Here is a 24,826-nt window from a genome sequence, read left to right as displayed (position 1 = left end):
AGACCCCAAGATCGCCAAAATCAAAAATTTTTACGGAATCTTGGTGAAATGGGGCTTATGGATGATATGGCCTTCTTACCCGCAGACGTGGGACAGCACGAATATCGGCCCAACCCGTGCTTGCCAGCGCGGGATAAAAGCTCGTGAAAAAGCGTAAGGTCCGATAATTTATCGCCCAATACTCGTTCCCTCATTTGAGAATAGGCGCCTCATTGTCCCCGCATCTGACAGCTTTGCGCTGCCTTTTTCTGATCGCGATGCACCATGGTATCCAATTGGCACCGGAAGAGTTGCCGACGGATGGTGCTGACGATACCAAAGGCTCCGTCCTGCGCGCCATGCGCACCGTCGGCCTGAAGGGCCGGATCATCGATAATTGCGACTGGGAAAAGGCCGGTGCGCTGGGGACCGCCTACCCGGCGCTGGCCATCCGCAAGGATGGATCGTGGGTGGTGCTGGCCCAGGTGGTGACCACCGCGGAGGGGGAACGCCGCGCCGCCGTGCTGGACCCGGCGACCGAGCAGGACGGCATCAAGCTGCTGACACAGGAGCAGTTTCTGGAGGAATGGAGCGGCACGCTGGTCCTGTGCAAACGGGCCTATGCGCTGACCGATGAGAACCAGCCCTTCGGCTTCCGCTGGTTCATGCCCGAGATCGTGCGCCATGCCTCCCTGTTCCGGGGGGTGGCGGTGGCGGCGCTGATGGCCAACCTTATCGGCCTGTGCATCCCGCTGCTGTTCCAGGTGTTGATCGACAAGGTGGTAGCACACCAAAGCTATCAGACCCTGTTCGCCGTGGTGCTGATCTTCGTGGTGCTGACGCTGTTTGATGGTTTCTTCGGCTATGTCCGGCAGAACCTGATGCTGCTGGCATCGAACAAGATTGATGCGCGGCTGACCTCGCGCACCTTCCGGCATCTGCTGGGCCTGCCGCTCTCCTTCTTCGAAACCGGTACGGCGGGCGTGCTGGTCCGGCACCTGCAGCAGACAGAAAAGCTGCGCCATTTCCTGACCGGCCGGCTGTTCCAGGTGTTTCTGGATGCGGCGACCCTGCCGATCCTGCTGATCCTGCTGATTTTTTATTCCGGCACGCTGACCGCCGTGGTGCTGGGCTTCTCGGCTGTGATCGCCTGCGTCATCGCGGCCATGGTGCCGAAATACCGTTCCGAGTTGAACCGGCTATATGAGACCGAAGGCGCCCGGCAGGCCCATCTGGTGGAAACCATCCATGGCATGCGGGCGGTGAAGTCGCTGGTGCTGGAACCGATCCGCCAGCGCGCCTGGGATGGCAAGGTGGCCCAGGCTGTTCACCAGCACGGGGCCGTGGGCCGCGTCAGCGCGCTGGGCACGGTCATGACCGGCGGGCTGGAAAAGCTGATGCAGATCAGCGTGCTGGCCATCGGCGCGGTGGAAGTTTTCAACGGCCATCTCAGCCTGGGCGCCTTGATCGCCTTCAACATGCTGTCCAACCGGGTGACCGGGCCGCTGGTGCAGATCGTTGCCCTGATCAACGAATATCAGGAAGCGGCCCTGTCGGTGAAGATGCTGGGCACCGTGATGAACACGCCGCAGGAACGCACCGGCCGCACCCGCTCCGCCCGCCCGATGATTACGGGGAAGATGGCGTTCGACGGGGTGACCTTCCGGTACAGCGCCGGTGCGAACCCGGCCTTGCAGCGCCTTTCCTTCACCGTGGAAGAAGGACAGGTGATCGGCGTCGTGGGCCGGTCCGGCTCCGGCAAGACAACGATCACCCGGCTGATCCAGTCCATCCATACGCCGCAGGACGGGATCATCCAGTTGAACGGGGTCGATGTACGCCATATCGACCTCAACCATCTGCGCCGGTCCATCGGCGTGGTGCTGCAGGACAATCTGCTGTTCCGCGGCACCATCCGGGACAATATCGCCGCCGCCCGCCCCGATGCGCCCTTGCCGGAGATCCTGGAAGCGGCACGCATGGCCGGTGCGGATGAGTTCATCAACCGGCTGCCCATGTCCTATGACACGTTCGTGGAAGAAAATGCCGCCAACTTCTCCGGCGGCCAGCGCCAGCGCATCGCCATCGCCCGTGCGCTGCTGACACGACCGCGGCTGCTGATCTTTGACGAGGCGACCAGCGCGCTGGACCCGGATAGCGAAGCCATCGTGCAGCAGAATCTGGCGACTATCGCCCGGGGCCGCACCATGATCATCGTGTCCCACCGCCTCTCCTCCCTGGTGACGGCAGACAAGATATTGGTGCTGGAGCAAGGCGAAATGGTGGATTTCGCCCCGCATGCCGTACTGCTTGAGCGGTGCGATATCTATCGCCATCTGTGGCAAACCCAGACGCAGCATATCCAATGAACGGTTTCTTGAAGAAAGTGCCGGACATGATCCGGCGGCGCATGCCCAAGCCTGCGACCCCAGCCGTGATCCCGGAGGCGCTGCCCTTCCAGGAAGATCTGGAAGAGATCATCGCCACGCCGCCGCCGCGCCTGCTGGGCGCGCCGCACCTGATGGTGGCGGCACTTTTCCTGGTGATCCTGGTGATTTCAGCCCTGGTGGATGTCGATGTCATTGTCGCCGGCAACGGGCGGCTGGTGCCGGACAGCCCCACCATCGTATTGCAGCCGCTGGACCGGTCGGTGATCCGGGAAATCAGCGTGCGGCCGGGCGACAAGGTCAAGCGGGGGCAGGTGCTGGCACGGCTGGACGCAACCTTCTCCCTGGCCGACCGCGCCAGCCTGAGCGCCCAGCAAAGCGCCCTGTTCGCCCAGTTGCGCCGGCTGGAGCAGGAGGCGGCAGGCAAGCCGCTGACCCAGGATATGGAGCAGGCCACCGACGGCGACCTGGCATTGCAGGCCAGTCTCTACCGCCAGCGCCGGGCGCAATATGCGTCCAGCCTGGCAGCGCTGGATGGCGAGATTGCCAGCCTGCAGGCGGGCTTGCGCACGGCGGAGGATAATCGCGCCTCGCTGAGCGAGCAGTTGGCCGTGGCAAAGGATGTGGAGCGGCTGCGCGAGGAACTGTTCCACGGTCAGACCGGTTCACGGCTCCAGCTTCTGGACGCCCGCTCCACCCGGCTGGAGGTGGAACGCAACCAGCAGAACACGATCAATAAACTATCCGAGCTGCGGTCCAGTCTGGTGGCCAAGCAGGCCGAACGCCAATCCTTCATCGATCAATGGCAGCGCCAGTTGCTGGAAGAACTGGTGAAAGCCCGCAGCGAGGCGGTGCAGGTCGATGAGGCGCTGACCAAGGCTGTGCGCATCAATGATCTAGTGGAACTGATCGCCCCCCAGGATGGCGTGGTGCTGGAAGTGGCCAAGCGGTCTACCGGATCGGTGGTGCGCGAGGCGGAAGCGCTGATCACCATGGTGCCCAGCAACGTGCCGCTGATCGCCGAGATCACCGTGCGTTCCGCCGATGTCGGCTATACCAAGCCAGGGGACGAAGTGGCCGTGAAGGTGGACGCCTTCCCGTTCCAGCGCCATGGCATGGTGGAAGGACGCCTGCTGTCGGTCAGCGAGGAATCTTTCGCCGTCAATGCCGCGCCGGAGCAGACCGACGCCGAACGCGCGCCCCGGCTGGCCGATGCCGGCGCGGTGCATCGTGGCCGTATCGAATTGCTGCCCACCCCGTTGAAGAACCTGCCGGATGATGTGGGGTTGACCCCCGGCATGACGGTGCGGGCGGAAATCAAGGTCGGCAAGCGCAGTGTCCTGTCCTACTTCCTCTACCCCATCACCCGCGGGCTGAGCGAGGCGATCCGGGAGCCTTGATCCGTGCAGGTCCGACCAACGGTCATGCAACGGGCCGTTGGTCGGGTATGGTCTGAAGCCGGGCTGGCGATCACCAGCCTCCAGTCAGCCAAGGGTTAAACCCTCGACTGACTGGTATTACTCAACCGGCCGCCCGCCACAGGCACCCGGCGCGCTGACGGGATTGCACAGGGCCACGGCCCCGCCGGGCAAGCGCACCTGATAATCGGTGAAGCGCGGATCGGGCCAGATATAGTCGGTGGAAACATACTGTGCGCCGCCGGCCAGGGCGGCATCGCGGGGGCCGGTATCGTTGTTGCGCGCTTCCACCGTATCGGCATCGGCGCGGGTGCGGACGACAAGGCCAGCAGCCACAGCCGCACGGATACGGGCGGCATCCGCCAGCGGATCATTCAGGGTGATATAGGCCGCAGCGGGTGAGTTCTCATCCGTATTGATGAACATGACCCGGCCTTCCAGCGACCGGCGCGCACCGCGATAAAGCGCCACCACCTGCGGTCCCTCATCCAGGGCGAACCAGATTTTCCCCCTCGCCTTGGCAAGGGTGGGCCAGTTGCCAGCGCGCACCGCATCGCGCAGGGTGGGATAGGCGCCCTGCACATCATCAGGCGTGATCAGCTTTTCCGGCGGCAACACGCTGCGGATTTCCCGATCCACATTATCGAACGCCGCCGCATCAAAAGGCAGCGCCCCCGTGCCGCCGGGCACTGGCGAGGCATCCTGCTTGGCGTTGATCATGATCAGCAGCGGCACATGGTCGGGATGGTCATCCGACCAGCGGCGGATTTCCGCCATACAGGCGGTGAAAGGCTGGCACAGGCTATAGGGATCAATATCGGGGATATGGAAAACCTTCAGCCCCGGCGCGCGCATCGGCCCGGCAAAGCCTTCCGGCAAGGCCCGCCCGACCAGGGCCGGCCCTTTGGGGGCGGCAAAACGCCCCCCTTCCGGATCATGATAAAAATCCAGCTCCACTTGCCGCACCCCGGCATTCAACTGCTCGGTCAGGCTGCGATGGCCATAATCAATGGACGCCGCCCCTTTGGGATTGCGGCTGGCGATCAGCGCCAGTTCCTGCGGGGAAAGGGCCTGCTTATAGCTGTTATGGGTGCCGATGGTGACGATCTGGTTCAGGCGCAGATGACTGTCCAGCCCGTCAGCCGCGAAGCTGGGGGGGGCCAGCAGCCCGCACAAGGCCAGGAAACAAAGGAAAGGGCGCATTACGTCACGTATCCGGATCCAACGGGGGGAGCCGGCATAAGACATGATTTATGTGACACTTGCGTGATGGAGTGTCAGGGGCTGATGTGTTTTCCAGTCCCCCTCGCGGGTGAAGGGGTTGGCCGGCGCACGGGGATAAACCGTGCCAATGGCGTGACCAGCGACTATTCCTATAATCAGATGAACCAGCTCAGCGGGTTCAGCCACAATCCCGCCGGCACGGAATATGACCAGACGGTCACTTTTGAGTATAACCGTGCCGGCCAGATCGTGAAGCGGTCCGCGGCGAACGAGCGCTATACACGGCCCATGCTGCAAGGCCATCTGATACAGAATTATCAGATGGATGCCCAGAACCGGATCGCGCAGATGGTGACCTTGCGCGCCTATAGCGCGCCCTCGGTGCCCTTCCTGAATTTCACGACCAGCTTCCAGTATGATGCCAATGGCAATATGACCCATGATGGCACCACCAGCTTTGCCTACGATAATGACAACCAACTGGTCAGCGCCAATGGCGCGAGCCTGAGCTATGATGCGGTGGGCCGGCTGTATGAGGTGAGCAAGAGCGGCGTGACCACGCGGTTCCTCTATGATGGCAACAGGCTGATCGGCGAGCTCAACACCAATAACGGCTATCTGCGGCGCTATGTGCATGGGACAGGGGTGGATGAGCCGCTGGTCTGGCTGGAAGGCGACAGTGTGTGGGACCGGCGCTGGCTGCTGACCGATGAACGCGGCTCGGTGATCGCCGCCACAAACCAGGCCGGCACTGTCACCGCCATCAACACCTATGACGAATATGGCAAACCCGGCAGTGGCAACCAGGGACGCTTCCAATATACCGGCCAGGTCTGGCTGGCCGAGGTCGGGCTGTATCATTACAAGGCCAGGGTCTATTCTCCCACCCTGGGACGCTTCCTTCAGCCAGACCCCATCGGTTATGCCGACGGCATGAACCTCTATGCTTATGTCGGCGGGGATCCGATTAATGCTCGTGACCCGACGGGGTTGGCGTACACTTTCAATTGTTGGACCAAAACCAACGGAACGACAGAATATTACGACGTTGAGGCGGAGGATATGCCTCATAGTAATTGTAGCCTTGTTACCGTAACGCATGGGAACGGTGGAGGAGGGGATCCATTTGGCTATCACGATCCGCTGGGCGATGATATTCAAGAATTTATGGAAAATTTATTTAATGAATTGCCGCAAAAGGACGGTTGCGCTTATCGCAACTCATCCGGACAGTGCGTCTATGTGCGAAATGACAAGGGGACACTCGACCTCGATCCAGAGTACTCTGCCCGAGCCTGCGAGGCTTACAAAGCTATGATGCAATCTAACAAAGAGGTATCGCGTTATACAGGGGCGGCTGGTCAAGCAAATGGCGCGCGTGGAATTCTTCAGAAAGGGGCAAACTGGGATTTCCTGAAAACACCACTTGCCTTTGATGTTGTGATGTATTCTTTAGGCATAACGACTTACCTATTAGGTCAATCTGAACCACCTCCGGGATGTGCTAAATGAAAATAGAAACCATCAAAAATATTCGTATTTTTCTTAATGTTCTGCTTGTCATATCTGTAGTTACCGGATTTGGGCTTTTTTTATTGTCTTTTTCGCCGGAAATGACCCCGAAACAAAGCTCATCATTAGCCTCTTTAGGAGGAATAGTTCCATCGACCGCCCTACTGATCGAAAGATTTTTTTTCTTTGTATTCAAAAAGAAGGAATAAGGTCATATTAATCCCGCCGGCACGGAATATGACCAGACGGTCACTTTTGAGTATAACCGTGCCGGCCAGATCGTGAAGCGATCTGCGGCGAACGAGCGCTATACAAGGCCCATGCCGCAGGGCCATCTGGTGCAAACCTATCAGATGGACACCCAGAACCGGATCGCGCAGATGGTGACATTGCGCGCCTATAGCGCGCCCTCGGTGCCTTTCCTGAATTTCACGACCAGCTTCCAGTATGATGCCAATGGCAATATGACCCATGATGGCACCACCAGCTTTGCCTACGATAATGACAACCAACTGATCAGCGCCAATGGCGCGAGCCTGAGCTATGATGCGGTGGGCCGGCTGTATGAGGTGAGCAAGAGCGGCGTGACCACGCGGTTCATCTATGATGGCAACAGGCTGATCGGCGAGCTCAACACCAATAACGGCTATCTGCGGCGCTATGTGCATGGGACAGGGGTGGATGAGCCGCTGGTCTGGCTGGAAGGCGATAGTGTATGGGACCGGCGCTGGCTGCTGACCGATGAACGCGGCTCGGTGATCGCCGAGGCAGATCGCCTGGGCAATGTCGTCGCCATCAACACCTATGACGAATATGGCAAACCCGGCAGCGGAAACCGCGGCCGGTTCCAATATACCGGCCAGGTCTGGCTCGCTGAGGTCGGACTGTACTATTACAAGGCCAGGGTCTATTCTCCCACCCTGGGACGCTTCCTCCAGCCCGACCCTATCGGTTATGCTGACGGCATGAACCTCTATGCTTATGTTGGGGGCGATCCGATCGGGAGGACGGATCCGACGGGGATGGTCGAAACCATTCCGGAAATTGTTGTTGTTGGCACCAGGATTTCATTCGGTTTCTCTATCGACTTTTCCTCTTGGGGATCACCAGGTAGAAGTTTAGGTGGGCCACCACGGCACAGGCAGCCTGTATCATACGAGCCCCCTGGACCAGATAAAACACCGGCGGGGCCGGAAAATAATGAAGGGCCGTGTCCGAAGCCGCCTGCGAACAGGCCCATTGGTCAACATGGGGTAGCGGGTGTTGCGCTTTCCGACCCTTTAGGTATGATTATAGCCGCTAATTTGCGAGGCCGAATTCACAATGCAACTCGCCAACGGTATGGCAGGAGCGGCACCGACGATGAATCGGATGCTTATCGGCATTTCTACGGCGCGTTCGCTTTAGGTCGACTGCTCGGTCCCTCGCGCGCGCTGGCGATCCTCAATGCAAATGAAGTACAGAACGGAGGGGGCAATACCAGTTCAATCAATATGGATACCTACAATAATTGGCTGGGTGTGACCATGTCTCAGAACGGTCGCTTCACAGGCCAATCTGTTGCAATCGCGGCCGAATATGCAATAGAAAATAGTTGCTTGCAGGTGGCTCCCCAATAATATAGATATGGTTTTTTGGAATTGGAGGTGAATTTTATGATAAAAATTCATGTAAAAATTGGTGTAATTTGTGGATTAACATCAATTCCATTATTAATCGTATTCGTTCTTGATCTGATTGTTGGCAATTGTTTTTTTGAAGAAGGTTGTGGAGAATACGAAAATTTTATGCTATTTTTAGTTTTTATTGGAACTTGCTTATTGGCGGCATGTGTTGGATGGCTAGCATCTCGTTTGGCTCGATTTGCTCTAGAAATTTACAATAAAAGTTGATCTCTTTCTTTGTCAGCCTTATAGTCTGATTCGAAATTAATCTGAACTGTATCAACGCCTTGCGATCCGTCGGACGAAGAGTTGTACGGATGCGATGAAGCACCATGCGGTTGCAGAAGCGATGGTCTGCTCGAAGTCCTTGGCCAGGCGTCTGTTTCGGTTGAGCCAAGCCAGGGTACGCTCCACGACCCAGCGTCGCGGCAAGACTTCGAAGCCTTGGGCTGTGTCGGATCGCTTGATGATGTCGATGGTCCATTTTCCGATGCGGCGCAGCGCGTCTTTGAGCTTGTCCCCAGCATAGCCGCCATCGGCGAAGACGTGCCGCAGCCACGGGAAGGGTTTAACGATTTCGGCCAGCACCAGCGGTGCCCCGTCGCGGTCCTGGATGTCGGCGGTGTGGATGAGGGCATGGACGAGATTGCCTTGGGTGTCGGTGAGGATATGGCGCTTGCGTCCTTTGATCTTCTTGCCGGCGTCATATCCCCTCGGACCGCCGGATTCCGTGGTTTTGACGCTCTGGCTGTCGATCACACCGGCGGTTGGGCTCGCCTCACGCCCTTGTTGCTCGCGCATCGCCATCGGCAGGACATGGTTGACCGTGAGCCACAGACCATTGTCGCGCCACAAGTAGAACCAGCGCCGCACCGTCGAGACCGGCGGGAAACAAGGCGGCAGCATCCGCCACGGCAGGCCGCCCCGAAGCAGATAAAGGATCGCCTCCATGATCCGGCGCAGCGGCCATTTCCGCGGGCGGCCGACAGAGGACGCAGCAGGCAGCAGCGGTTCCAACAAAGACCATTCCGCATCGGTCAAATCACTTGGCAAAGCCAGGCCGTTGCGGGCATGAAGGGCGCGGGTGGTATCAGTCCACATCGGGGATGCACGGTTGTTTTTGGCGAAACCCCTGAATCACCGATAGGGAACGCTGTCAAGCTAACCCGCTGATACCACTCAACTTAATTTCGGATCAGGCTCTTAGTCATGAGCTAGTCGGAACCAGCATGGATGATTCTGCCCTTAACCGGACACAAGCGGCATGGGCTCCTGGGGGTTTTGGCTATTCGGGCAATGTTAATATAAATCTAAGTGGCGGCGTAGCAGGTCAGCTATACGAGAGTGATTGTCCATGACGCGCAAGACAGTAGCAAAAATTCACATTGTGCTAGCCCAAGCCTCTAGCCTCATGTATTTTGGAGAGTTTCTGATACTCGGATCTTTTTGGATGTTCCCCATCAGTTTCCTGCTGATAATGTCTTTGGGGATTTACCGGTGTGCCCATTGTGGCACGCCGATATGGGATAAACGAATAGTCGGGACTTGGCTTCCAATATATCCATCCATTGTAGATCAGTGCAAAGTATGTTCAAAACCTTTCATAGATCGATGACTTTCCCACAAAATTCTGTGCTGTCCTCATGCTGTTCTGCCTCTTTAACTTACCTCATTATTAAATTGGACACCTCCGGTACCCCTGTGTGATGTCGTGGCCGGAGTGGAATTCGTGTATCGCGGGACCGTGGTCCACCCGGCACACAATCCAGGAAACAGGCCAGTTCAACACCCCCGCGCGGCAACACCCGGCCTTGGACTATAAAGTCCTGCCCCTGTTCAGAGATGCCATCTCACGGCAAGAAAACACCTCGAACATTTTCCCAACAAAGTCCACCCCTCACACCGCAATATCATTGATACTCATAATCCCCGAGATCAGCGCCGCGAAGATCACACCGATCAGCCCGCCCAGCACCAATGTCAAGCCCGGCACCAGCAGGGCCAGGAACCGTTCCAGGGCCGTGGTGCGCTCCCGTTCCAGCAGCAGGGCCAGATCCGACAGGGCACGGGGCAAGGCCGCCGTCTGTTCCGCCAAGGCCATCAGCCGGATCAGACGCTGGGGGAACAGGGGTTCTGCCGCCAGGGACCGGCTCAAGGTCACGCCCCCGCGCATACGGTCACGGGTGCGGGTGGCGGCCTGGGCCAGGGCGCTGTTGGACAGGCAGGCACCCGCCGTGCCCAACGCATCGGCAAGCGGAACCCCGCCCGTCAACAGGGCCGCCAGCGTGCGGGTATAGATCGCGACCTCCGCATCCCGGATCAACCGCCCCACCGGCCCCGTCCGGCGCAAAAGCAAGCCATCCATGGCCAGCCTCATCTCGGGCCGGCGGCGTAAACGGATCATGCCCAGGCCGGACAGCGCCGGCAGCAGCAAAAGCACGGCCCCATAATCGCCAAGAAACCGCCCGACGGCCAGAACCGCCGCCGTGCTGGCCGGCAATTTCGCTTTGCTCCCCTCAAACAGGCTTTCAAACTGGGGGATGACATAGCCGGTCAGCAGGGCCAGGGCCGCAACCGTCAGGACCGTGACCAATGCCGGATAGATCAAGGCAGAGACGAGCTTCTGCCGGAATTTTGCCCGCCCCTCCTCCAGCGCCGCCAGATGCGCGAGGCTGGCGGCAAGGCCCCCGCCCTGCTCCCCGGCGGCCACCATGCCCTGACATTCCGGCGGGAACAGCGGGCCTTGCGCAGCCATGGCGCGGGCCAGCCCCTCCCCTGCCCGCACACGGCGACGCAATTCTTCCACCAGGGCGCGCGACGGTGCCCGCTCCATCTGCTCCGCCGCCGTCAGCACAGGCGGGCGGAACAGGGTCCCGACCCAGGGGAAAAATTTGCCCACCCAGTCGGAATTTTTTGCCGGGAAATTATTTCCTAGTATTGGCAACAATGGAAAAGGGACTGCCCCTATAAAATTCCAGTATTCGAAAATATTACGAAAAAAAACGCGCCCGACTTTTTCAGGGCCGCCGTTGAACCTTGTGAGAGCGGTTATTCCGCATGCCTCCTGGGAGACGGTCGATGAGCATTTCCTCAGTCAGCAGCACGAGCAGCGCGGTCAGCACAAGCAGCAGCAGCAGTTCCAGCTCAAGCTCGGTCCTTGGCGATTTCAACAGCATGCTGACCTTGCTGCTGAAACAGTTGGAAACCCAGGACCCGACAAGTCCGATGGACACATCGACCTATACGTCCCAGCTCGTTTCCATGTCGCAGCTGGAGCAGCAGTCGAAAACCAATGATCTGCTGACGGAAATGCAGGGAAGCCTTTCCGGACTGATGAGCAGCAACGTCGCCTATGGCTATCTTGGCCAGACGGTGGAGGTGGAGGGTGACACGGCCCCCCTGCAAAACGGGACCGCCAGTTGGAAATACGACCTGCCATCGGGTGCTGACGACGTGACGGTCACCATCACCGACGCCAATGGCAACAAGGTCTATAGCGGCGAGGCCCCTGCCGATGCCGGGACCAACAGCTTCACCTGGGATGGCACCCTGGCGGATGGCAGCAAGGCGACCAGCGGCGCCTTCACCCTGTCGGTCACGGCCAGCAGTGACAATGTCAGCAGCAAGGTCGACCCGCGCGCCATCGGCAAGGTCACCAGCGTCGATAGTTCCAGCGGGACGGTTGCCCTCTCCCTCGGCACCGTCACGGCATCGATGAACGATGTCGTCAACCTCGCCTGACCCGATCAGCGTCCGCACGAAGGAACAGCATCATGAGCATCACCAGTGCGCTCAGCATCGCCACGTCGGGCCTGCAGGCCCAATCCGCGGCTTTCAGTTCAATCTCCTCCAACATCGCCAATGTCAGCACCGTCGGCTACAAGGCCAGTGCGACCAGCTTTGAAGCCCTGTTGTCCGACAGCAGCGGCCGCAGCACCGGCATTGGCGGCGTCACCGGCACCAACAGCCAGAATATCTCCGCCCATGGCGACATCGAAACGACAGGCGTTTCCACCGAGCTTGCCATTGATGGCAGCGGCTTTTTCGCGGTTACCGCCTCCAGCGACAGTACGCAGGTCTATTACACGCGCGACGGCTCATTCCATACCGACGATGAAGGTTATCTGGTCAATGATGCCGGCTACAATCTGAGCGGCTGGGCCCTGGACGAGAATGGCAATATCGCCGCCGCCAACCGCACCAGCACCCAGAGCCTGGCACCGATCAATCTCGCCGATATTTCCGGTACGCCGCAGCCGACCTCGGCCATCGACATGACGGCCACGTTGCCGGCCGATGCCGCAATCGGTGATGCGTTCGTCACCGATGCCGAAATCTATGACAGCCTGGGCACGGCGCACAGCGTGCCATTGACCTGGACCAAAACGGCGGAGAATGAATGGTCGGTACAGGCTGGCAATCCGGCATCGACCGCCGATACCAGTGTGACGACCGGGACCAGCGACGGCACGACCATCGCCATTACTTTCAACACGGATGGCAGCCTCGCCTCCATCAACCCGTCTCCGGCCCAGATCGGCTTTTCCGGCTGGACCAGTGGGGCCGCCGACAGCACCATCACCCTGGATCTGGGCACTGTCGACCGGTCCGATGGTCTGCGCCAGATCAGCACCACCGACGGCAATCCCAAAGTATCCGGCTATAAAGCCGATCAGGATGGCTGGTCGGCCGGGACCTTGAAGGATGTGACCATTAATGCCGATGGCACGGTGATGGCCAATTTCGACAATGGCCAGTCCCGCGCGGTCTACAAGATCCCCATCGTCACCTTCACCAATCCCGAGGGGCTGGACAGTGTGTCAGGCACTGTCTACAGCGCCACCGCCTATTCCGGGCAGTACCAGTTGAAGGAGGCGGGCAGCGACGGGGCCGGCGGTATCCGGGCGGAATCGCTGGAACATTCCACAGCCGATACGGCGACGGAAATGACCCGCATGATCTATGCCCAGCAGGCCTATTCCGCCGCGGCCAAGGTGGTGACGGCCGCCCAGGAGATGATGGACACCATCATCCAGGCCAAGCGGTGACCGCAATGGATGGGCTTTTCACCCAGGACCACCAGAAGCGCTATCTGGCCATGCTGGAGGCCGAGCAGCAGCGACTGGCGCGCCGGGTCGAGATGCTGCTGTCGGCCAATGTGGCGCCCGACGATCCGCTGCGTCTGGCCCTGCTGGACGACCTGCAGTGCCATATCGACCGGCTGAATACCGAACTGGCCATGGTCGGCGGCACCATGACCCGCCAGCGCGGGCGTCAGAAGGCCGTCGGCCGCTACCTGCAGGCCAACAGCTATGGCAACCAGCGCAGCTTCAAAGGATGATGCGATGATCGGCAAGATGCTGTTGCCCTTCGGTCGACAGACCCCTGTGCCCGCACAGGAAGAAGGGACCGCCCCCGTCCCCCCACCCGCCCCTGCCGGGCGCCCCGCAAGCCCGCTGGATCTGGTTCAGCAGTCCATGGCGCGGCTGGCCGCCCAGGTGGCCGCCGGCCCACACCAGCCTGACAGGCTGCGGACCATGGCGACCGCCCTGCGTGACCTGCGCGATGGTGTCTCGGTGCTGAATGTCCAACTGGCGCAGGCAAAGGCGCGGGGCGACAGCGAGGCCGTCGCCAGCTGGCAGCCGGTGGTGGCGGCGGCCCTGGCCCAGGCCCAGCAGGTGCTGCCGCTGTTGAAGGAGGAGTTGACGGCCCGGCGCGGGCGGCTGGGTGCCCTGGTCGCCGTGACGCGGCAGCGCGCCCAGGTCGAACAGGGATACAAGCCCCTGCGCGGCCACCGTGTCGGTCTGGTTGAACGTCAGGTGCGCCATTGTGTGCATCTGGTGGTCTGAGGGAGGAAACCCATGTCGACGCTGCGCACCGCCGGCCTGATCGCCCAGTCGGGCCTGACCGCCTCCCAGGCCGCCCTGACGGTCACGGCGGCCAATGTCGCCAATGCCGACACGGAAAATTACACCCGCAAGACAGCCACGCGGGAAACGGCGGCCGTCAATGGCAGCCAAAGCGCGCTTTCGGTCAATGTCACGGGTCTGTCGCGCGATGTCGATACCTTCCTGACCCGCCAGATCGTGTCAGCCACCAGCGCTTCAAGTCAGGCCACTGTCATGGCCGACTATCAGGCGCAGATCGAAGCTGTCCATGGCGGCGTTTCCAGCAACAATGACAGTGGCAGCATCGCCAGCGCCATCACAGCCGCCGGCACGGCCCTGGCCGGTCTGGCCGCCGCCGCCGGTGACAGCACCAGCGCCCGGACAAGCGTGGATGCGCTGACCGATATTGCGCAGAGCCTTCAGGACGCATCGGCCGGACTGCAATCCATCCGGCAAAGCGCCGACCAGCAACTGGCTGATACGGTGGAAGCCGCCAACAGCGCCATCCAGACCATCGCTGATCTGAATGACAGCATCGTCACCGCCAAGGCCGCCGGCCGGTCCACAGCCGATCTGGAGGATCAGCGCGACGAAGCCCTGAAATCCCTGGCTGGCGTGATGGATGTCAGTTACAGCCTGGATGGCGATGGCCGGATGCAGGTCTTTACCGGGTCGGGTGCCGCCCTGGTCACCACCCGCCCCCACCTTCTGTCCTTCACCGCCGCCAGCAGCATTGATGCCGACACCCTTTACAGTGAGGGCGATCTGTCGGGCGTCACGCTCAATGGTCGCGACATATCGGACAGCATCTCGTCAGGCTCCCTGCGTGCATTGCTGGATATCCGCGACGGCGTGACCGTGGACGAACAGGCGCGTCTGGACACCCTCGCCGCGTCGCTGATCGACACATTGAACAGCATCGCCAACCAGGGCACCTCTTATCCTGTGGCGACGACCCTGACCGGCACCACCAAGCTTGCCGCCACCGATGCGCTGACCGGCAGCGGCAGTTTTACCCTGGTGTCGGTCGGCAGCGATGACAAGGTGACCGCCAGCCTGAACATTGACCTGTCCACGCTGACCAGCGTTCAGGACCTGCTGGATACCATCAATGCCGATGGCACCTTCACAGCCAGCCTGACCAGCGATGGCATGCTGCGCCTGACCGCCGCCGACGGGTCCGGCATCGCCATCGACCAGGGCGACAGCGCCCTCACCCCCGATGGCGACGGAATCTCGGCCTTTATCGGCCTGAACGACATCCTGACCGGCACCGGGGCCGACGATATCCGCCTGAAACCGGCACTGGCCGATGATCCCGACCTGATGCCGACCGGCGCGCTGGCCAGCACAATTATCGGCAGCCGCGCCGTCTCGTCGGGCGATACCAGCACCGCCGCCGCCCTGGCCGATGCCTTTACCAACAGCCGCAAATTCCCCAGCGCCGGCGGCCTTTCCAGCCGCAGCGCCAGTTTTTCGGCCTATGCCGGCGATCTGGCCGCCACGGCGGCCCGCAGCGCCAGCAATGCCGCGACCAAGGCCGCCACGGCCACCGCCACCACCACCGATCTGCAATCCGCCTTTGCCAGCCAATCCGGGGTCAATCTTGATGAGGAAACGGCCACCATCCAGTCGCTGGAGACTGCCTATCAGGCAGCGGCGCGCGTCATGTCGGCGCTCCAGACAATGTATGACGAACTTATCAGTATGGTCCGATAGGAGGAAACCCATGCGCATTTCCACCTATGGCCAGCATCAGACGCTGGTCCAGAACATGACCAGCCTGCGGGGCCGGGTTGCCGAAGCCCAGATCCAGCAGGCCTCCGGTCTTACCAGCTCCAGCCTTTCCGGCCTGGAAGGACAGGCCAAGACCCTGCTGAACCTGGAAGGCGAACTGACGCGCAGCGCCGGCTATATCGCCAATGGCGATGCTGCCATCGCCCGGTTGAGCAGCTCCTACGCCGCCATGCAGAGCGTCAATGCCCTCGCCACCCAGGTGCGCAGCCTGACCACCAGCTACACCAATGCCACCGATCTGACCGGCTTGCAGGCCCAGGCAAAGGGATTGCTGGAGGATCTGGCCGCGACGCTGAACCAGCCCTATGCCGGCCAATACCTGTTCGCCGGCACGGCGACCAACACCAAACCCGTCGACCTTGCCCAGCTTGCGCCGGCCACCGTGCCCGCCACGGCGGACACATCCTATTATCAGGGCGATGGGGGCAGCTTGTCGGCCAAGATCGCCGACAGCCAGACGGTCTCCTATGGCGTCCGCGCCGATGATCCTTCCATCGAGGCGCTGGTCCGCGCGCTGAACATCCTGGCCACGGCCAATCCTCTGGATCAGGCCGCCCTGACGCAGGCCGGCACCCTGGGCGAACAGGCGGCCAGCGGCACGGCCACCATCCTGGAAACCCTGTCCAGCCAGAGCAGCCGCATCCAGGATGTGGTGGATGGTCAGACCGACGTTCAGCTTTATGCCGAAAGCTGGATCAGCGACATCCGGGAGGTCGATGTCGTTGCCGTGCAGACACAGCTTTCGATGCTGGAAACCTCGCTGGAAGCCACGATGCAGACCATTGCGACGTTCCAGCGGCTCAATCTGGCCGATTATCTGTAGGCGGACACGGCTTCAAAAAAACCGCGCCCGAGAATCACCAAAGCGCCGTTGAACCATTTGAGGGGAGGTAGGCCTTCCGGATTGGCCGGTCCGGCTCCCGTTCCCCCGCCCACTCCAGATGGAGGTATATGATGTCGTCGATTGTCACCAACACCGCTGCCAATTCGGCCTTGCGCTATCTCAGCAACAACAGCGCCGCGCAAAGCAGTTCGGTTTCCAAGCTGTCCAGCGGGTCGCGCATCACCAGCGCTGCCGATGATGCCTCGGGCCTGGCCGTGGGCACCAAGATCAAGTCGGACGTAACCGCCTTGAAACAGGCGGCCACCAATGCCTCCAACGGATCGTCAATCCTGCAGGCGGCCGATGGCGGCATGGCCCGTATCGGCGACATCCTGCAGCGCATGAAATCGCTGGCGACCCAGTCTATGTCCGGTACGGTCGGCGACAATGAACGCGCCTATATCGACGCAGAATATCAGCAGTTGATCGAGGAAATTGACAGCATCGCCACGGGCACCCGCTTCAATGACGATAGCCTTCTGACCAATAATGGTGCCGCCGCTGATGCCACGGACTGGCAGGGTGGCGTCACCTTCATCGTCGGTTCCAGCGTGTCCGACACCATCACCGTCACCGTCACCGCCGTGGATTCCACGGCACTGGCGCTGAACGCCACCGATGTCGGAACCGAAGCGACGGCCACAGCGGCGATCACTGCGCTGGATACGGCCATCTCGGACGTGTCAAAGGCGCGGGCCAATGTCGGCGCGCAGATTTCCCGCTTCGACTATCACGGACAGATGATCGAGACCTCTATCGAAAATCAGGAAGCCATCCAATCGTCCATCATGGATGTCGATATCGCATCGGAACAAACAAAACTCTCCAATGCTGAGGTTCTGACACAGGCGGCCATCGCCGCCCTCGGCAAGGCCAACGAAATGCCCTCGCAACTCCTCTCCCTGCTCCGCTGATGCCCGCAGGCCGCCGGGAAGGCCCCGCCCCCTGGCCTTCCCGGCGTCACTGAACATGAAGGCTGCCCGCTATGGCCATCTCCTCCACCACGTCGACCAGCAGCACGACCGCGACCAGCAGCACTGCGTCCAGCGTCACGGGCATTGATTATGATGCGCTGGTGCAGACGGTGGTTGCGGCCAAGACGCTGCCCGCCGACCGCATTGATGTGCAGGTGACCAAGAACGAGGCCATGATCCAGGCCTATCAGGAGATGCAGTCGCTGACGGCAACGCTGACCGATGCTGCCAACGCCTTGCGCATGCCGGAAGGCTATAGCAGCAGCAGCGATGATCTGTTTGACCAGCGGACCGCCTATGTCACCGGTTCCAGCACCGCGTCCTCCCTGCTGGGGGTCAGTGTTGCCAATGGCACCGATCTGGGCAGCCATTCTGTTGAAATCCTGCAACTGGCGACGGCGCAGAAGATCGCGTCCGGCAATCAGGCATCGGCCAGCACAGCTTTGGGCCTGTCCGGCAGCTTCACCATTGCCGCCGGCAGCGGCACGGCGCAGACCATCAACCTGACCGCCACCAGCACCCTGACCCAACTGGCAGCCGCCATCAATGACACCAGTGCTGCCAGCGGCGTTTCCGCCAGTGTGCTGAAGGTTTCCGACGCTGAATACCGGCTGGTGCTGACCGCCAAGGAGACTGGGCAATCAATCAGCCTGGCCGGCGATGATGACGGTATCCTGACCAGCCTGGGCCTGACCGACAGCGACGGGGCCATCGCCAATGAACTGGTCGCCGCCCGGTCGGCGATCCTGAATGTCGATGGGGTGCAGGTCACCCGCACCGACAACAGCATCACCGATATCTGGAACGGGGTGACGCTGGACCTGTATGGCGCGTCGGCAGGGACAACCCTGACGGTGGAGATCGACAGCGATCTTTCCGCCATCAAGACCGGCATTGTGGCGTTTGCCGACGCCTATAACGCCTTGCGCGATTTCGTGCTGAGCCAGCAATCCACCAGCAGCACCGATGAAAATGGCGACACGACGCAATCGGCGCTGTTTGCCGACAGTTTGATGCGACAGATCGCAACCTCGCTGGCCACGTCGCTGAACCATCAGGATGGCACCAACTCGCTGGCCACGCTCGGCATCACGCTGGACCGCAACAACAAGATGGTCATCGACGAAGACACGCTGGACAATGCCCTGCTCTCCAACCTGGATGCCATCAAGTCGCTGCTTGGCTTTTCCATGGAAAGCAGCTCGACCAGCATGATGCTGTTGCGCCGGCCAACAACGCTGGCAGCGAATGACTTTACCCTCGACATCACCGTCGATGCGACCGGCGCCATGACCAGTGTCGCGGTGGACGGCGACAGCAGCAAATTCACCATCAACGGCACCCGTATAACCGGCGCCGAAGGCACAGAATTTGCTGGGTTGGTCTTTGTGTATACTGGCAGTTCCGCCTCGGTCGATATCAAGTTGACCAGCGGCATTGCCGATCAGATCTACCAGACGGGGACGCTGGCATCCGACAGCGCCACCGGATCCTTGCAAAGCAAGATCGACGATCTGGTAGACTATAACAGCGACCTGGAAAGCCGGGCCGCCGACATCCGCACCAAGGCGGAAGCGTATGGAGAAAATCTCCGCGAATATTATGCCCGGCTTGAGGCAAAGGCCCAGACCGCGAAACTTCTGCTGAAACAGCTCGAAGCGGCAAGCAACACGGACGACTGACCCGCCTCGCCCCTTTCCGGGCAAACCAATTTCACTGATCTGATGGGGTATCGGGATGCCGAGCAATCCCTACTCAAAGGCGACCGGCGCCTATCGCAGCGCCAATCTGACCTTGCCGCCTGTACGCGGAATCGCCGCCCTGCTGGAACGCTGTCAGCAGCACGCCGCCGCCGCCAGTCGCCATGCGGGCGAGGGTTCATTTGAACCCTATGCGCGCGAGATTGGTGCCGCGATCAGCATTCTGACCGGCCTGTCGCTCTATGTCGGTGCCTATCTGCCGGCACCGGATGCGCAAAGGTGGCAACAGATGCTGTCCGGCCTGATCATGGCCTTGGGCCGATCGGCTGCCGGTCGGGATGTGGCACTGCGCGTCCGGGCCAGTCATGACCGGATCGCGTCGCTGCGTCTGCTCTGGATCAAGCTGGCCGGATTTGACCGGCAGGAGCCGCCGCCCCTGTATCCGGTCATCCGCCGCCCCTTGCCGGCGGGGGACAGGCATGGATGACCTCTCCCCTGCACCGCGCCGGGGGGCAAAGCCGACCGCGCCTGCGGCGCCGCGGCAGCCATTATCCGCGCCGGGTGCGGCCGATCTGGCGCAGGCCAGCGACGAAGACCTGATGCTGCGCGTCCAGCAGGAGGATGTGGCCGCCTACCGCGAAATCGTGCGCCGCTATCTGAAACGCATCTATGCCGTGGCAAGGCGCATCCTGCCGCATGATTGCGATGCCGAGGATATTGTGCAGGATGCGTTCCTGCGTGTCTGGAGTCATCGTGACAGTTGGGCACCGGGGGCGGCGCGATTCACCACTTGGTTGCATCGCATCGTCATCAACCGCGCCATCGACTATCGCCGCCGGCCCATCGACAGCGGGCTGGAAGAAGTTGCTGAACCGGCCGATGACCGGCAGGGCTTCGATCAGGCCATTTTTCAAAAACAACTTTATGCTGCTTTGGAATCGGCCCGTACGCGACTGCCTACTAGCCAGCAGGTAGCACTGGCTTTATATTATAATCAGGGGCTGACAGCGGCTGAAGTCGGTGCCGTCATGGGGCTGACGCAAAGTGCTGCCGAAGGGCTGTTGAAGCGGGCGCGCCAACAGCTCCGTCATGTGTTCGCCCGGTCAGCCATTCGTGCGCGAGATGCTTTTGATGACCCTTGATGAGATGTGCGGAGAGTTCGAGGGGCTGCTCTGTCGCTATGGCGGCGGCCTGAAAGACTGGCCGGAGGATATCCGGCCAGTGCTGCTCCGCTACCTAAGGCAGTCCTATGACGCCCGCCGCCGCTTGGTGGAGATGCGGCGCATGGAGGAGATGCTATGCAATGATCCGCCTGATTTGGCCCTGCCCGCCGGGCTGGAGGATCGGATCATCGGCGCCATGCTGAAGCTGAAGGCGCAGGGGTAGCAGCCACAGGTCGCACTCATGGCGATGGGGAACCGCCCGGCCCATTTTGCGGCCGGCAGGCAGACGGCTGCCCGCGCGGCGGCAGCCGGGGCGCTTGATGGTGGCGCCCAGCACTTGAAGGAAACGAGACCTGCCTGGATCGGTCACAATCCAGGCAGATTGGCATAACAGGGCCATTTCATCGCTCCACCATACCCCCTGCATCCGTCGCCCTGGACGTGTCCGGATGCCTGTTGTTGTTTGTTGCACGTACGAATGCTTACGGCCCTGTCGCAAAAAAATGCGCTGCTGCTGAAGGCGGTGATGGGGCTGGCGTATCGCCGCTCAACATCGACCGGAAACGGCGGCTTCCCGCGTTCAAGGGGGGTCTGCTTATCACCCTGACAGAGGGTTGCCCCATGAAGCATCGGCCGCTTCCGCGCCGACAGGCACCATTGCCCGCCCGGATCACCCCGCACCAGCAGGCCGATCAATTAACGCGGGAAGGACGATTGGCCGATGCCTGGAAAATCTGCCAGGCCGGCATCGCGGCAGCACCTGCCGATGCCGGCTGGCTGCCCCGGCTGGCACTGATCCTGCTGAAAAGCGGGCGCGTGGAGGAAGCGGAAACTGTTTATGCCGACGCCGTGGACCGGTTGCCGCCGGATGCCACCTTGCTGAACGGCTGGGGCATTTGCCTGAAATTGCTAGGGCATTTGCAGGCGGCAGAGCGGGCCTTCCGCTGGGGGCTTCAATTCGCGCCGGCAGATGCGGCCCTGCGCGCCAATCTGGCGGCTGTCTTACGGGCGCTGGAACGGCTGGATGAAGCCGAAACCGAACTGATCCTGGCGTTGGAGCAAAACCCCCGGCAGGTCAACGCCCATGTCAATCTCGCCGCCGTCCGTCTGGCGCGGCATGATTTTCCAGGTGCGGTGACGGCCAGCCGGCAGGCCCTGGCCCTGCAGCCCGACCAGCCGGATGCGCTCTACAGCCTGACCGGTGCCTTACAAGCACAGGGCCATATGGCTGAGGCGGCGCGGCTGATTGATGACAGCCTGACCCGCCGCCCCACGCCCCGCATGCTGTTCTGCAAATCCATGCTGGACCTGACACAAGGGGCATTATTGTCCGGCTGGGCCGCGTATGAGGCGCGTTTCCAGGCGGAACCGGCACGGTTTCCCGCGCTCCCACCCCTCCCCCGCTGGCAGGGCGAGCCCCTGGCGGGTCGGCAATTGCTGATCTGGCGCGAACAGGGCCTGGGGGACGAGCTGATGTTCGCCTCCTGCTACGCCGATGCCATCGCCCTGGCAAAGGGTGATGCGCTCTTGGCCCCCCCCTCCCCCTCCCCTTCCCCGTCCCCTTCCCGGTCGCCGGTACGCATCCAGTGTGATCCCCGGCTGACCAGCCTGTTCAGCCGGGCCTTTCCCGATGCGCAGGTTGGCGACACAAGGCCAGCGCCAGGGGAAGACGGCATCGTGCAGGTGGCAGCCGGCTCCCTGCCCGGCCTGCTGCGGCCAGGGATTGACCGGTTCGGGGCAACCGGCGGCTTCCTGTCCGCGCGTGCTGATCTGAAGGCAGTGTGGGGCCAGCGTGTCGCAGCACTTGGCCCTGGCCTGAAGGTGGGGCTGTGCTGGCGCAGCGGCCTGCGCCTGGAAGGCCGCCGTCACCTTTACACCGATCTTGTGGACTGGAAGCCGCTGCTCACCCTGCCGGGCCTGCATATCGTGCCCCTGCAATATGATGATGTCGCCGAGGAGAGTGCGGAGGCAGAGGATATGTTCGGCATTCGCCTGCATCGCTGGTCCGATCTGGACCTGAAAGATGATCTGGAATCCGTGGCGGCCCTGCTGGACACGCTCGACCTGGTCATAACTGTGCCAACCGCCATCGGCGAATTCGCTGCCGCCCTGGGCGTTGCGGTCTGGCGACTTTCTCCCCGGATTGATTTCACCTGTCTGGGCAGTCCGGTTCGCCCCTGGTTCGCCAGCATGCGCCCCTTTCCGGAGCCGGTATCCGGTGACCGGCGGGACACCATCCAGGCCATGGCCCGAACCCTGGACAGGCTGCGGCATGATCCGGCGCACGGCATCCTGGAATAATACGGAACTGTGGGCTGCCGATCAGGTGTTCCCGGCTCGGTCAGTGGAAGGGCAGATCGGCCCCTTCGCCAAATTCATCGCGAAGCGGGTGAAGCGGCGACGGGAGATGAACCTTGATGAGAGGTGAGAGATGCCGCTCGAATTTCAACACACTGAATATTTTGCTGGCAGACGGCGGCATGCGGCGTGGACTAACGCTGTCTGGCGAAACAACGCGTCTGGATCAGATTTTGTAGATTAAAAGGGAAGCTGGTGCCTATGCCAAGTGCCTGGCATAGGCACTGACATCCAACATGGGGACCGTTGCCATAAAGAGTTTTGTCAGGGACCAGTTGGTCATTTGAAATTTACCTCTTCGATCCGTACCCGCTCAATGTCGCCGCTGTCGATGAACTTCACGACATAATGGCTGCCTTCGCGGCGCAGGATTTCAACGGCTTCGCCATCAACCGTTCCGTGGCGGGGCAGGGCAGTGGTGGTTGCGGCCTGACCGGCAGTGGCTGGCTTGCCGCTGGGGCGTACACCCCTGGGCAGGCTGATATCGGGATCAGTCGGGCCGGGCGCACCCACCGCGCGGAAGCGGCCATAACCACTGGAGGTCTTGGCCCCGGCACCCAGGTCGTGCAGGGCATCGGTCAGCCATTGTTGACACCGGGCCAGGGTCGCTTCCCAACCCCCTTTCGGGACAGGCCCCGTTCCAGGCAGCAGGATGAATTGAAACCGAATATCGGACTCCACGGCCAGCAGGGGCACCGGCACCGGGCTGTGCCAGTCGGCGGGTGCATCGTCCAGGTTTTGCACCCGCTTTGCGTCCGGCTCTACCTGATTCCAGGGGCCGGTATGCGGGGTGATGATCTCGGCGGCAAGTAACACCGGTTCCACCGGCAGTGCATCCAGCACCTGCAAGGCGCCGACATGCAGTTTTTCATCCGAGGGCGGGCCAAACAGGGTGTCAATCAGGTCGGGGGTGGCATCCGCCGCTTGCCGGGCCCAACTGCGCAGCACGCCCTTCACACCGCTGCCCGCCAGGAAAGGCACGCCCAGGGTGGGGTGCCAGGCGATGCCATTTTCCACGGGATGCGGGCGGCCCGTGCCAGTCAACAGCCGGGTTTCCAGAATGAATTCCAGGCACAGCCCACCCTGGGCCCTGGCCAAGGCCTCCCGCCGTTTCGCGGTTTCGACCAAAAGATCGGGATCACCCGCGCGGACGGCGGGCTCTGTACGATCCGGCACACCATCGGCCCGACGTGGAAAGATCACGCTGTCGACCCATTGCAGCTTTGGGTTTTCCTCCGTCTTGCTGATGGCGCTGATGTCGCCAAAGCCAGAGTCCCAACGGTCACAGAATTTATCGTACCAGAGACCGGTGTTGCCGGCCCAGATGGGTCTGTCTTTGTTCCCGGTAGGCGTGAAATGCTGTGCCGCCGTTGCCATGGCACCTTGGTAAAGCGGGGCCTGCCGTGCGCTCATGGCCGGTCCCCCGCATCATCTGCCAACAGGGCTCCGGCGAATTTCTTCAACCAACCCAAGTAAAGCAGCGCCTCGGCCTGGGCGCGCAGATATTCTGGTTGGTTGGCACCATAGAGCTGCGTCAACAGGCGGGTGTTATCGCCCTTTGCAGAACGGAACACCGCCTCCGGATCGTCCCCACACAACCAATCCTGCAGGTGCAGGAAAATCTGCCGGTGTGCATGAGGTTTAACTCCCCCTTGCCCCTTGGCCGAGTCCTTGCCGCCTTGGGCCAATTCACTTGCCAGCATTTGGCCCAGCCCATTCATGACGATCGCGGCTGGAGCAGACTTGATATAGCTGGCATACGCTGAGTGGCTCTTCTTCCTTTCCTCGTCATCGCGGTACTTGGCATCACGATACGCCGTCACCGCGCCCAAGGCATGTTTCGCGCGACGTTGCGCCAGATCGGGACCATTGGTCATGG

At 61.3% G+C, this 24,826-nt stretch carries 24 protein-coding genes; 19 read left to right on the top strand and 5 right to left on the bottom strand.

What is annotated here, in order from left to right; genetic code table 11:
- Nucleotides 1-212: 212 nt before the first annotated feature.
- Both G473_RS0123630 and G473_RS28625 read left to right on the top strand, forming a co-directional pair.
- Nucleotides 213-2,348 carry a peptidase domain-containing ABC transporter gene (locus G473_RS0123630; protein WP_029015132.1) on the top strand — a complete coding sequence of 712 codons (2,136 nt, stop codon included), beginning with the start codon at nt 213-215 and terminating at the stop codon, nt 2,346-2,348.
- Nucleotides 2,345-3,766 (top strand): HlyD family type I secretion periplasmic adaptor subunit, encoded by a 1,422-nt coding sequence (locus G473_RS28625; protein ID WP_051330664.1) that lies wholly within the window; start codon nt 2,345-2,347, stop codon nt 3,764-3,766. The genes G473_RS0123630 and G473_RS28625 overlap by 4 nt, the downstream gene beginning before the upstream one ends.
- 117 nt (nt 3,767-3,883) lie before the next feature.
- Here G473_RS28625 and G473_RS0123620 read toward each other — a convergent pair whose 3' ends face one another.
- Nucleotides 3,884-4,987: a phosphatidylinositol-specific phospholipase C1-like protein gene (locus tag G473_RS0123620; protein WP_051330663.1), complete on the bottom strand. Its 1,104-nt coding sequence runs from the start codon at nt 4,985-4,987 to the stop codon at nt 3,884-3,886.
- Nucleotides 4,988-5,140: 153 nt separating this feature from the next.
- Here G473_RS0123620 and G473_RS29670 point away from each other — a divergent pair, with 153 nt between their 5' ends.
- The 4 genes from G473_RS29670 to G473_RS30560 are packed head-to-tail and all read left to right on the top strand — an operon-like array spanning nt 5,141 to nt 8,412.
- Nucleotides 5,141-6,520, top strand: coding sequence for an RHS repeat domain-containing protein (locus G473_RS29670; protein WP_051330662.1), 1,380 nt, complete (start codon nt 5,141-5,143; stop codon nt 6,518-6,520).
- Nucleotides 6,517-6,729: a hypothetical protein gene (locus G473_RS30565; protein ID WP_154667561.1), complete on the top strand. Its 213-nt coding sequence runs from the start codon at nt 6,517-6,519 to the stop codon at nt 6,727-6,729. The genes G473_RS29670 and G473_RS30565 overlap by 4 nt, the downstream gene beginning before the upstream one ends.
- A gap of 6 nt (nt 6,730-6,735) precedes the next feature.
- Nucleotides 6,736-8,139, top strand: a complete 1,404-nt coding sequence (locus tag G473_RS0123610) for an RHS repeat-associated core domain-containing protein (protein WP_483814920.1) — start codon at nt 6,736-6,738, stop codon at nt 8,137-8,139.
- Nucleotides 8,140-8,175: 36 nt separating this feature from the next.
- The gene (locus G473_RS30560) at nt 8,176-8,412 is read left to right on the top strand and encodes a hypothetical protein (RefSeq protein ID WP_154667559.1); all 237 of its coding nucleotides are present in this window, start codon (nt 8,176-8,178) and stop codon (nt 8,410-8,412) included.
- 51 nt (nt 8,413-8,463) lie between these two features.
- Here the strand turns inward: G473_RS30560 and G473_RS0123600 are convergent, their stop codons facing one another.
- Both G473_RS0123600 and G473_RS0123595 read right to left on the bottom strand, forming a co-directional pair.
- Nucleotides 8,464-9,285: an IS5 family transposase gene (locus G473_RS0123600; protein WP_029015129.1), complete on the bottom strand. Its 822-nt coding sequence runs from the start codon at nt 9,283-9,285 to the stop codon at nt 8,464-8,466.
- Nucleotides 9,286-10,081: 796 nt separating this feature from the next.
- Nucleotides 10,082-11,083 carry a type II secretion system F family protein gene (locus G473_RS0123595; RefSeq protein WP_029015128.1) on the bottom strand — a complete coding sequence of 334 codons (1,002 nt, stop codon included), beginning with the start codon at nt 11,081-11,083 and terminating at the stop codon, nt 10,082-10,084.
- Nucleotides 11,084-11,262: 179 nt separating this feature from the next.
- Between G473_RS0123595 and G473_RS0123590 the strand changes: the two genes are divergently transcribed.
- The 13 genes from G473_RS0123590 (at nt 11,263) to G473_RS30555 (ending at nt 23,017) form a co-directional block, all read left to right on the top strand.
- Nucleotides 11,263-11,925, top strand: coding sequence for a flagellar hook assembly protein FlgD (locus G473_RS0123590; protein ID WP_029015127.1), 663 nt, complete (start codon nt 11,263-11,265; stop codon nt 11,923-11,925).
- 32 nt (nt 11,926-11,957) lie between these two features.
- The gene (gene flgE, locus G473_RS0123585; RefSeq protein WP_029015126.1) at nt 11,958-13,232 is read left to right on the top strand and encodes a flagellar hook protein FlgE; all 1,275 of its coding nucleotides are present in this window, start codon (nt 11,958-11,960) and stop codon (nt 13,230-13,232) included.
- 5 nt (nt 13,233-13,237) lie between these two features.
- Nucleotides 13,238-13,525 carry a hypothetical protein gene (locus G473_RS0123580; protein ID WP_029015125.1) on the top strand — a complete coding sequence of 96 codons (288 nt, stop codon included), beginning with the start codon at nt 13,238-13,240 and terminating at the stop codon, nt 13,523-13,525.
- Between the two features lie 4 nt (nt 13,526-13,529).
- Nucleotides 13,530-14,033 (top strand): hypothetical protein, encoded by a 504-nt coding sequence (locus tag G473_RS0123575; protein WP_029015124.1) that lies wholly within the window; start codon nt 13,530-13,532, stop codon nt 14,031-14,033.
- A 12-nt stretch (nt 14,034-14,045) separates the two neighbouring features.
- The gene (gene flgK, locus G473_RS0123570) at nt 14,046-15,791 is read left to right on the top strand and encodes a flagellar hook-associated protein FlgK (RefSeq protein ID WP_029015123.1); all 1,746 of its coding nucleotides are present in this window, start codon (nt 14,046-14,048) and stop codon (nt 15,789-15,791) included.
- A gap of 10 nt (nt 15,792-15,801) precedes the next feature.
- Nucleotides 15,802-16,692, top strand: coding sequence for a flagellin (locus G473_RS28615; protein WP_051330660.1), 891 nt, complete (start codon nt 15,802-15,804; stop codon nt 16,690-16,692).
- 128 nt (nt 16,693-16,820) lie between these two features.
- Nucleotides 16,821-17,666, top strand: coding sequence for a flagellin (locus tag G473_RS0123560; protein ID WP_342665676.1), 846 nt, complete (start codon nt 16,821-16,823; stop codon nt 17,664-17,666).
- Between the two features lie 71 nt (nt 17,667-17,737).
- A complete protein-coding gene (fliD, locus tag G473_RS0123555; RefSeq protein ID WP_035709237.1) occupies nt 17,738-19,408 on the top strand; it encodes a flagellar filament capping protein FliD in 1,671 nt (556 codons plus the stop codon).
- Nucleotides 19,409-19,463: 55 nt separating this feature from the next.
- Entirely contained in the window at nt 19,464-19,913 is a 450-nt protein-coding gene (locus G473_RS30690) for a hypothetical protein (protein WP_029015120.1), read from the top strand.
- Nucleotides 19,906-20,568, top strand: coding sequence for a sigma-70 family RNA polymerase sigma factor (locus G473_RS28610; RefSeq protein ID WP_051330659.1), 663 nt, complete (start codon nt 19,906-19,908; stop codon nt 20,566-20,568). Before G473_RS30690 ends, G473_RS28610 begins: the two co-directional genes overlap by 8 nt.
- Nucleotides 20,558-20,812, top strand: a complete 255-nt coding sequence (locus G473_RS0123540) for a hypothetical protein (RefSeq protein ID WP_035709234.1) — start codon at nt 20,558-20,560, stop codon at nt 20,810-20,812. The genes G473_RS28610 and G473_RS0123540 overlap by 11 nt, the downstream gene beginning before the upstream one ends.
- Before the next feature lie 398 nt (nt 20,813-21,210).
- Nucleotides 21,211-22,890, top strand: coding sequence for a tetratricopeptide repeat protein (locus G473_RS28605; protein ID WP_154667558.1), 1,680 nt, complete (start codon nt 21,211-21,213; stop codon nt 22,888-22,890).
- Nucleotides 22,862-23,017 carry a hypothetical protein gene (locus G473_RS30555; protein ID WP_154667557.1) on the top strand — a complete coding sequence of 52 codons (156 nt, stop codon included), beginning with the start codon at nt 22,862-22,864 and terminating at the stop codon, nt 23,015-23,017. The genes G473_RS28605 and G473_RS30555 overlap by 29 nt, the downstream gene beginning before the upstream one ends.
- 209 nt (nt 23,018-23,226) lie before the next feature.
- On the opposite strand, the gene cmr6 is transcribed toward G473_RS30555, so the two are convergent.
- The gene (gene cmr6, locus G473_RS28600) at nt 23,227-24,360 is read right to left on the bottom strand and encodes a type III-B CRISPR module RAMP protein Cmr6 (protein WP_051330658.1); all 1,134 of its coding nucleotides are present in this window, start codon (nt 24,358-24,360) and stop codon (nt 23,227-23,229) included.
- On the bottom strand, nt 24,357-24,824 hold the full coding sequence (gene cmr5, locus G473_RS28595) for a type III-B CRISPR module-associated protein Cmr5 (RefSeq protein ID WP_051330657.1): 468 nt from the start codon (nt 24,822-24,824) through the stop codon (nt 24,357-24,359). The genes cmr6 and cmr5 overlap by 4 nt, the downstream gene beginning before the upstream one ends.
- Nucleotides 24,825-24,826: the final 2 nt, after the last annotated feature.

Source organism: Niveispirillum irakense DSM 11586, from assembly GCF_000429645.1.
GTDB classification, from domain to species: Bacteria; Pseudomonadota; Alphaproteobacteria; order Azospirillales; family Azospirillaceae; genus Niveispirillum; species Niveispirillum irakense.
This window is presented reverse-complemented; position numbering and strand designations above follow the sequence as displayed.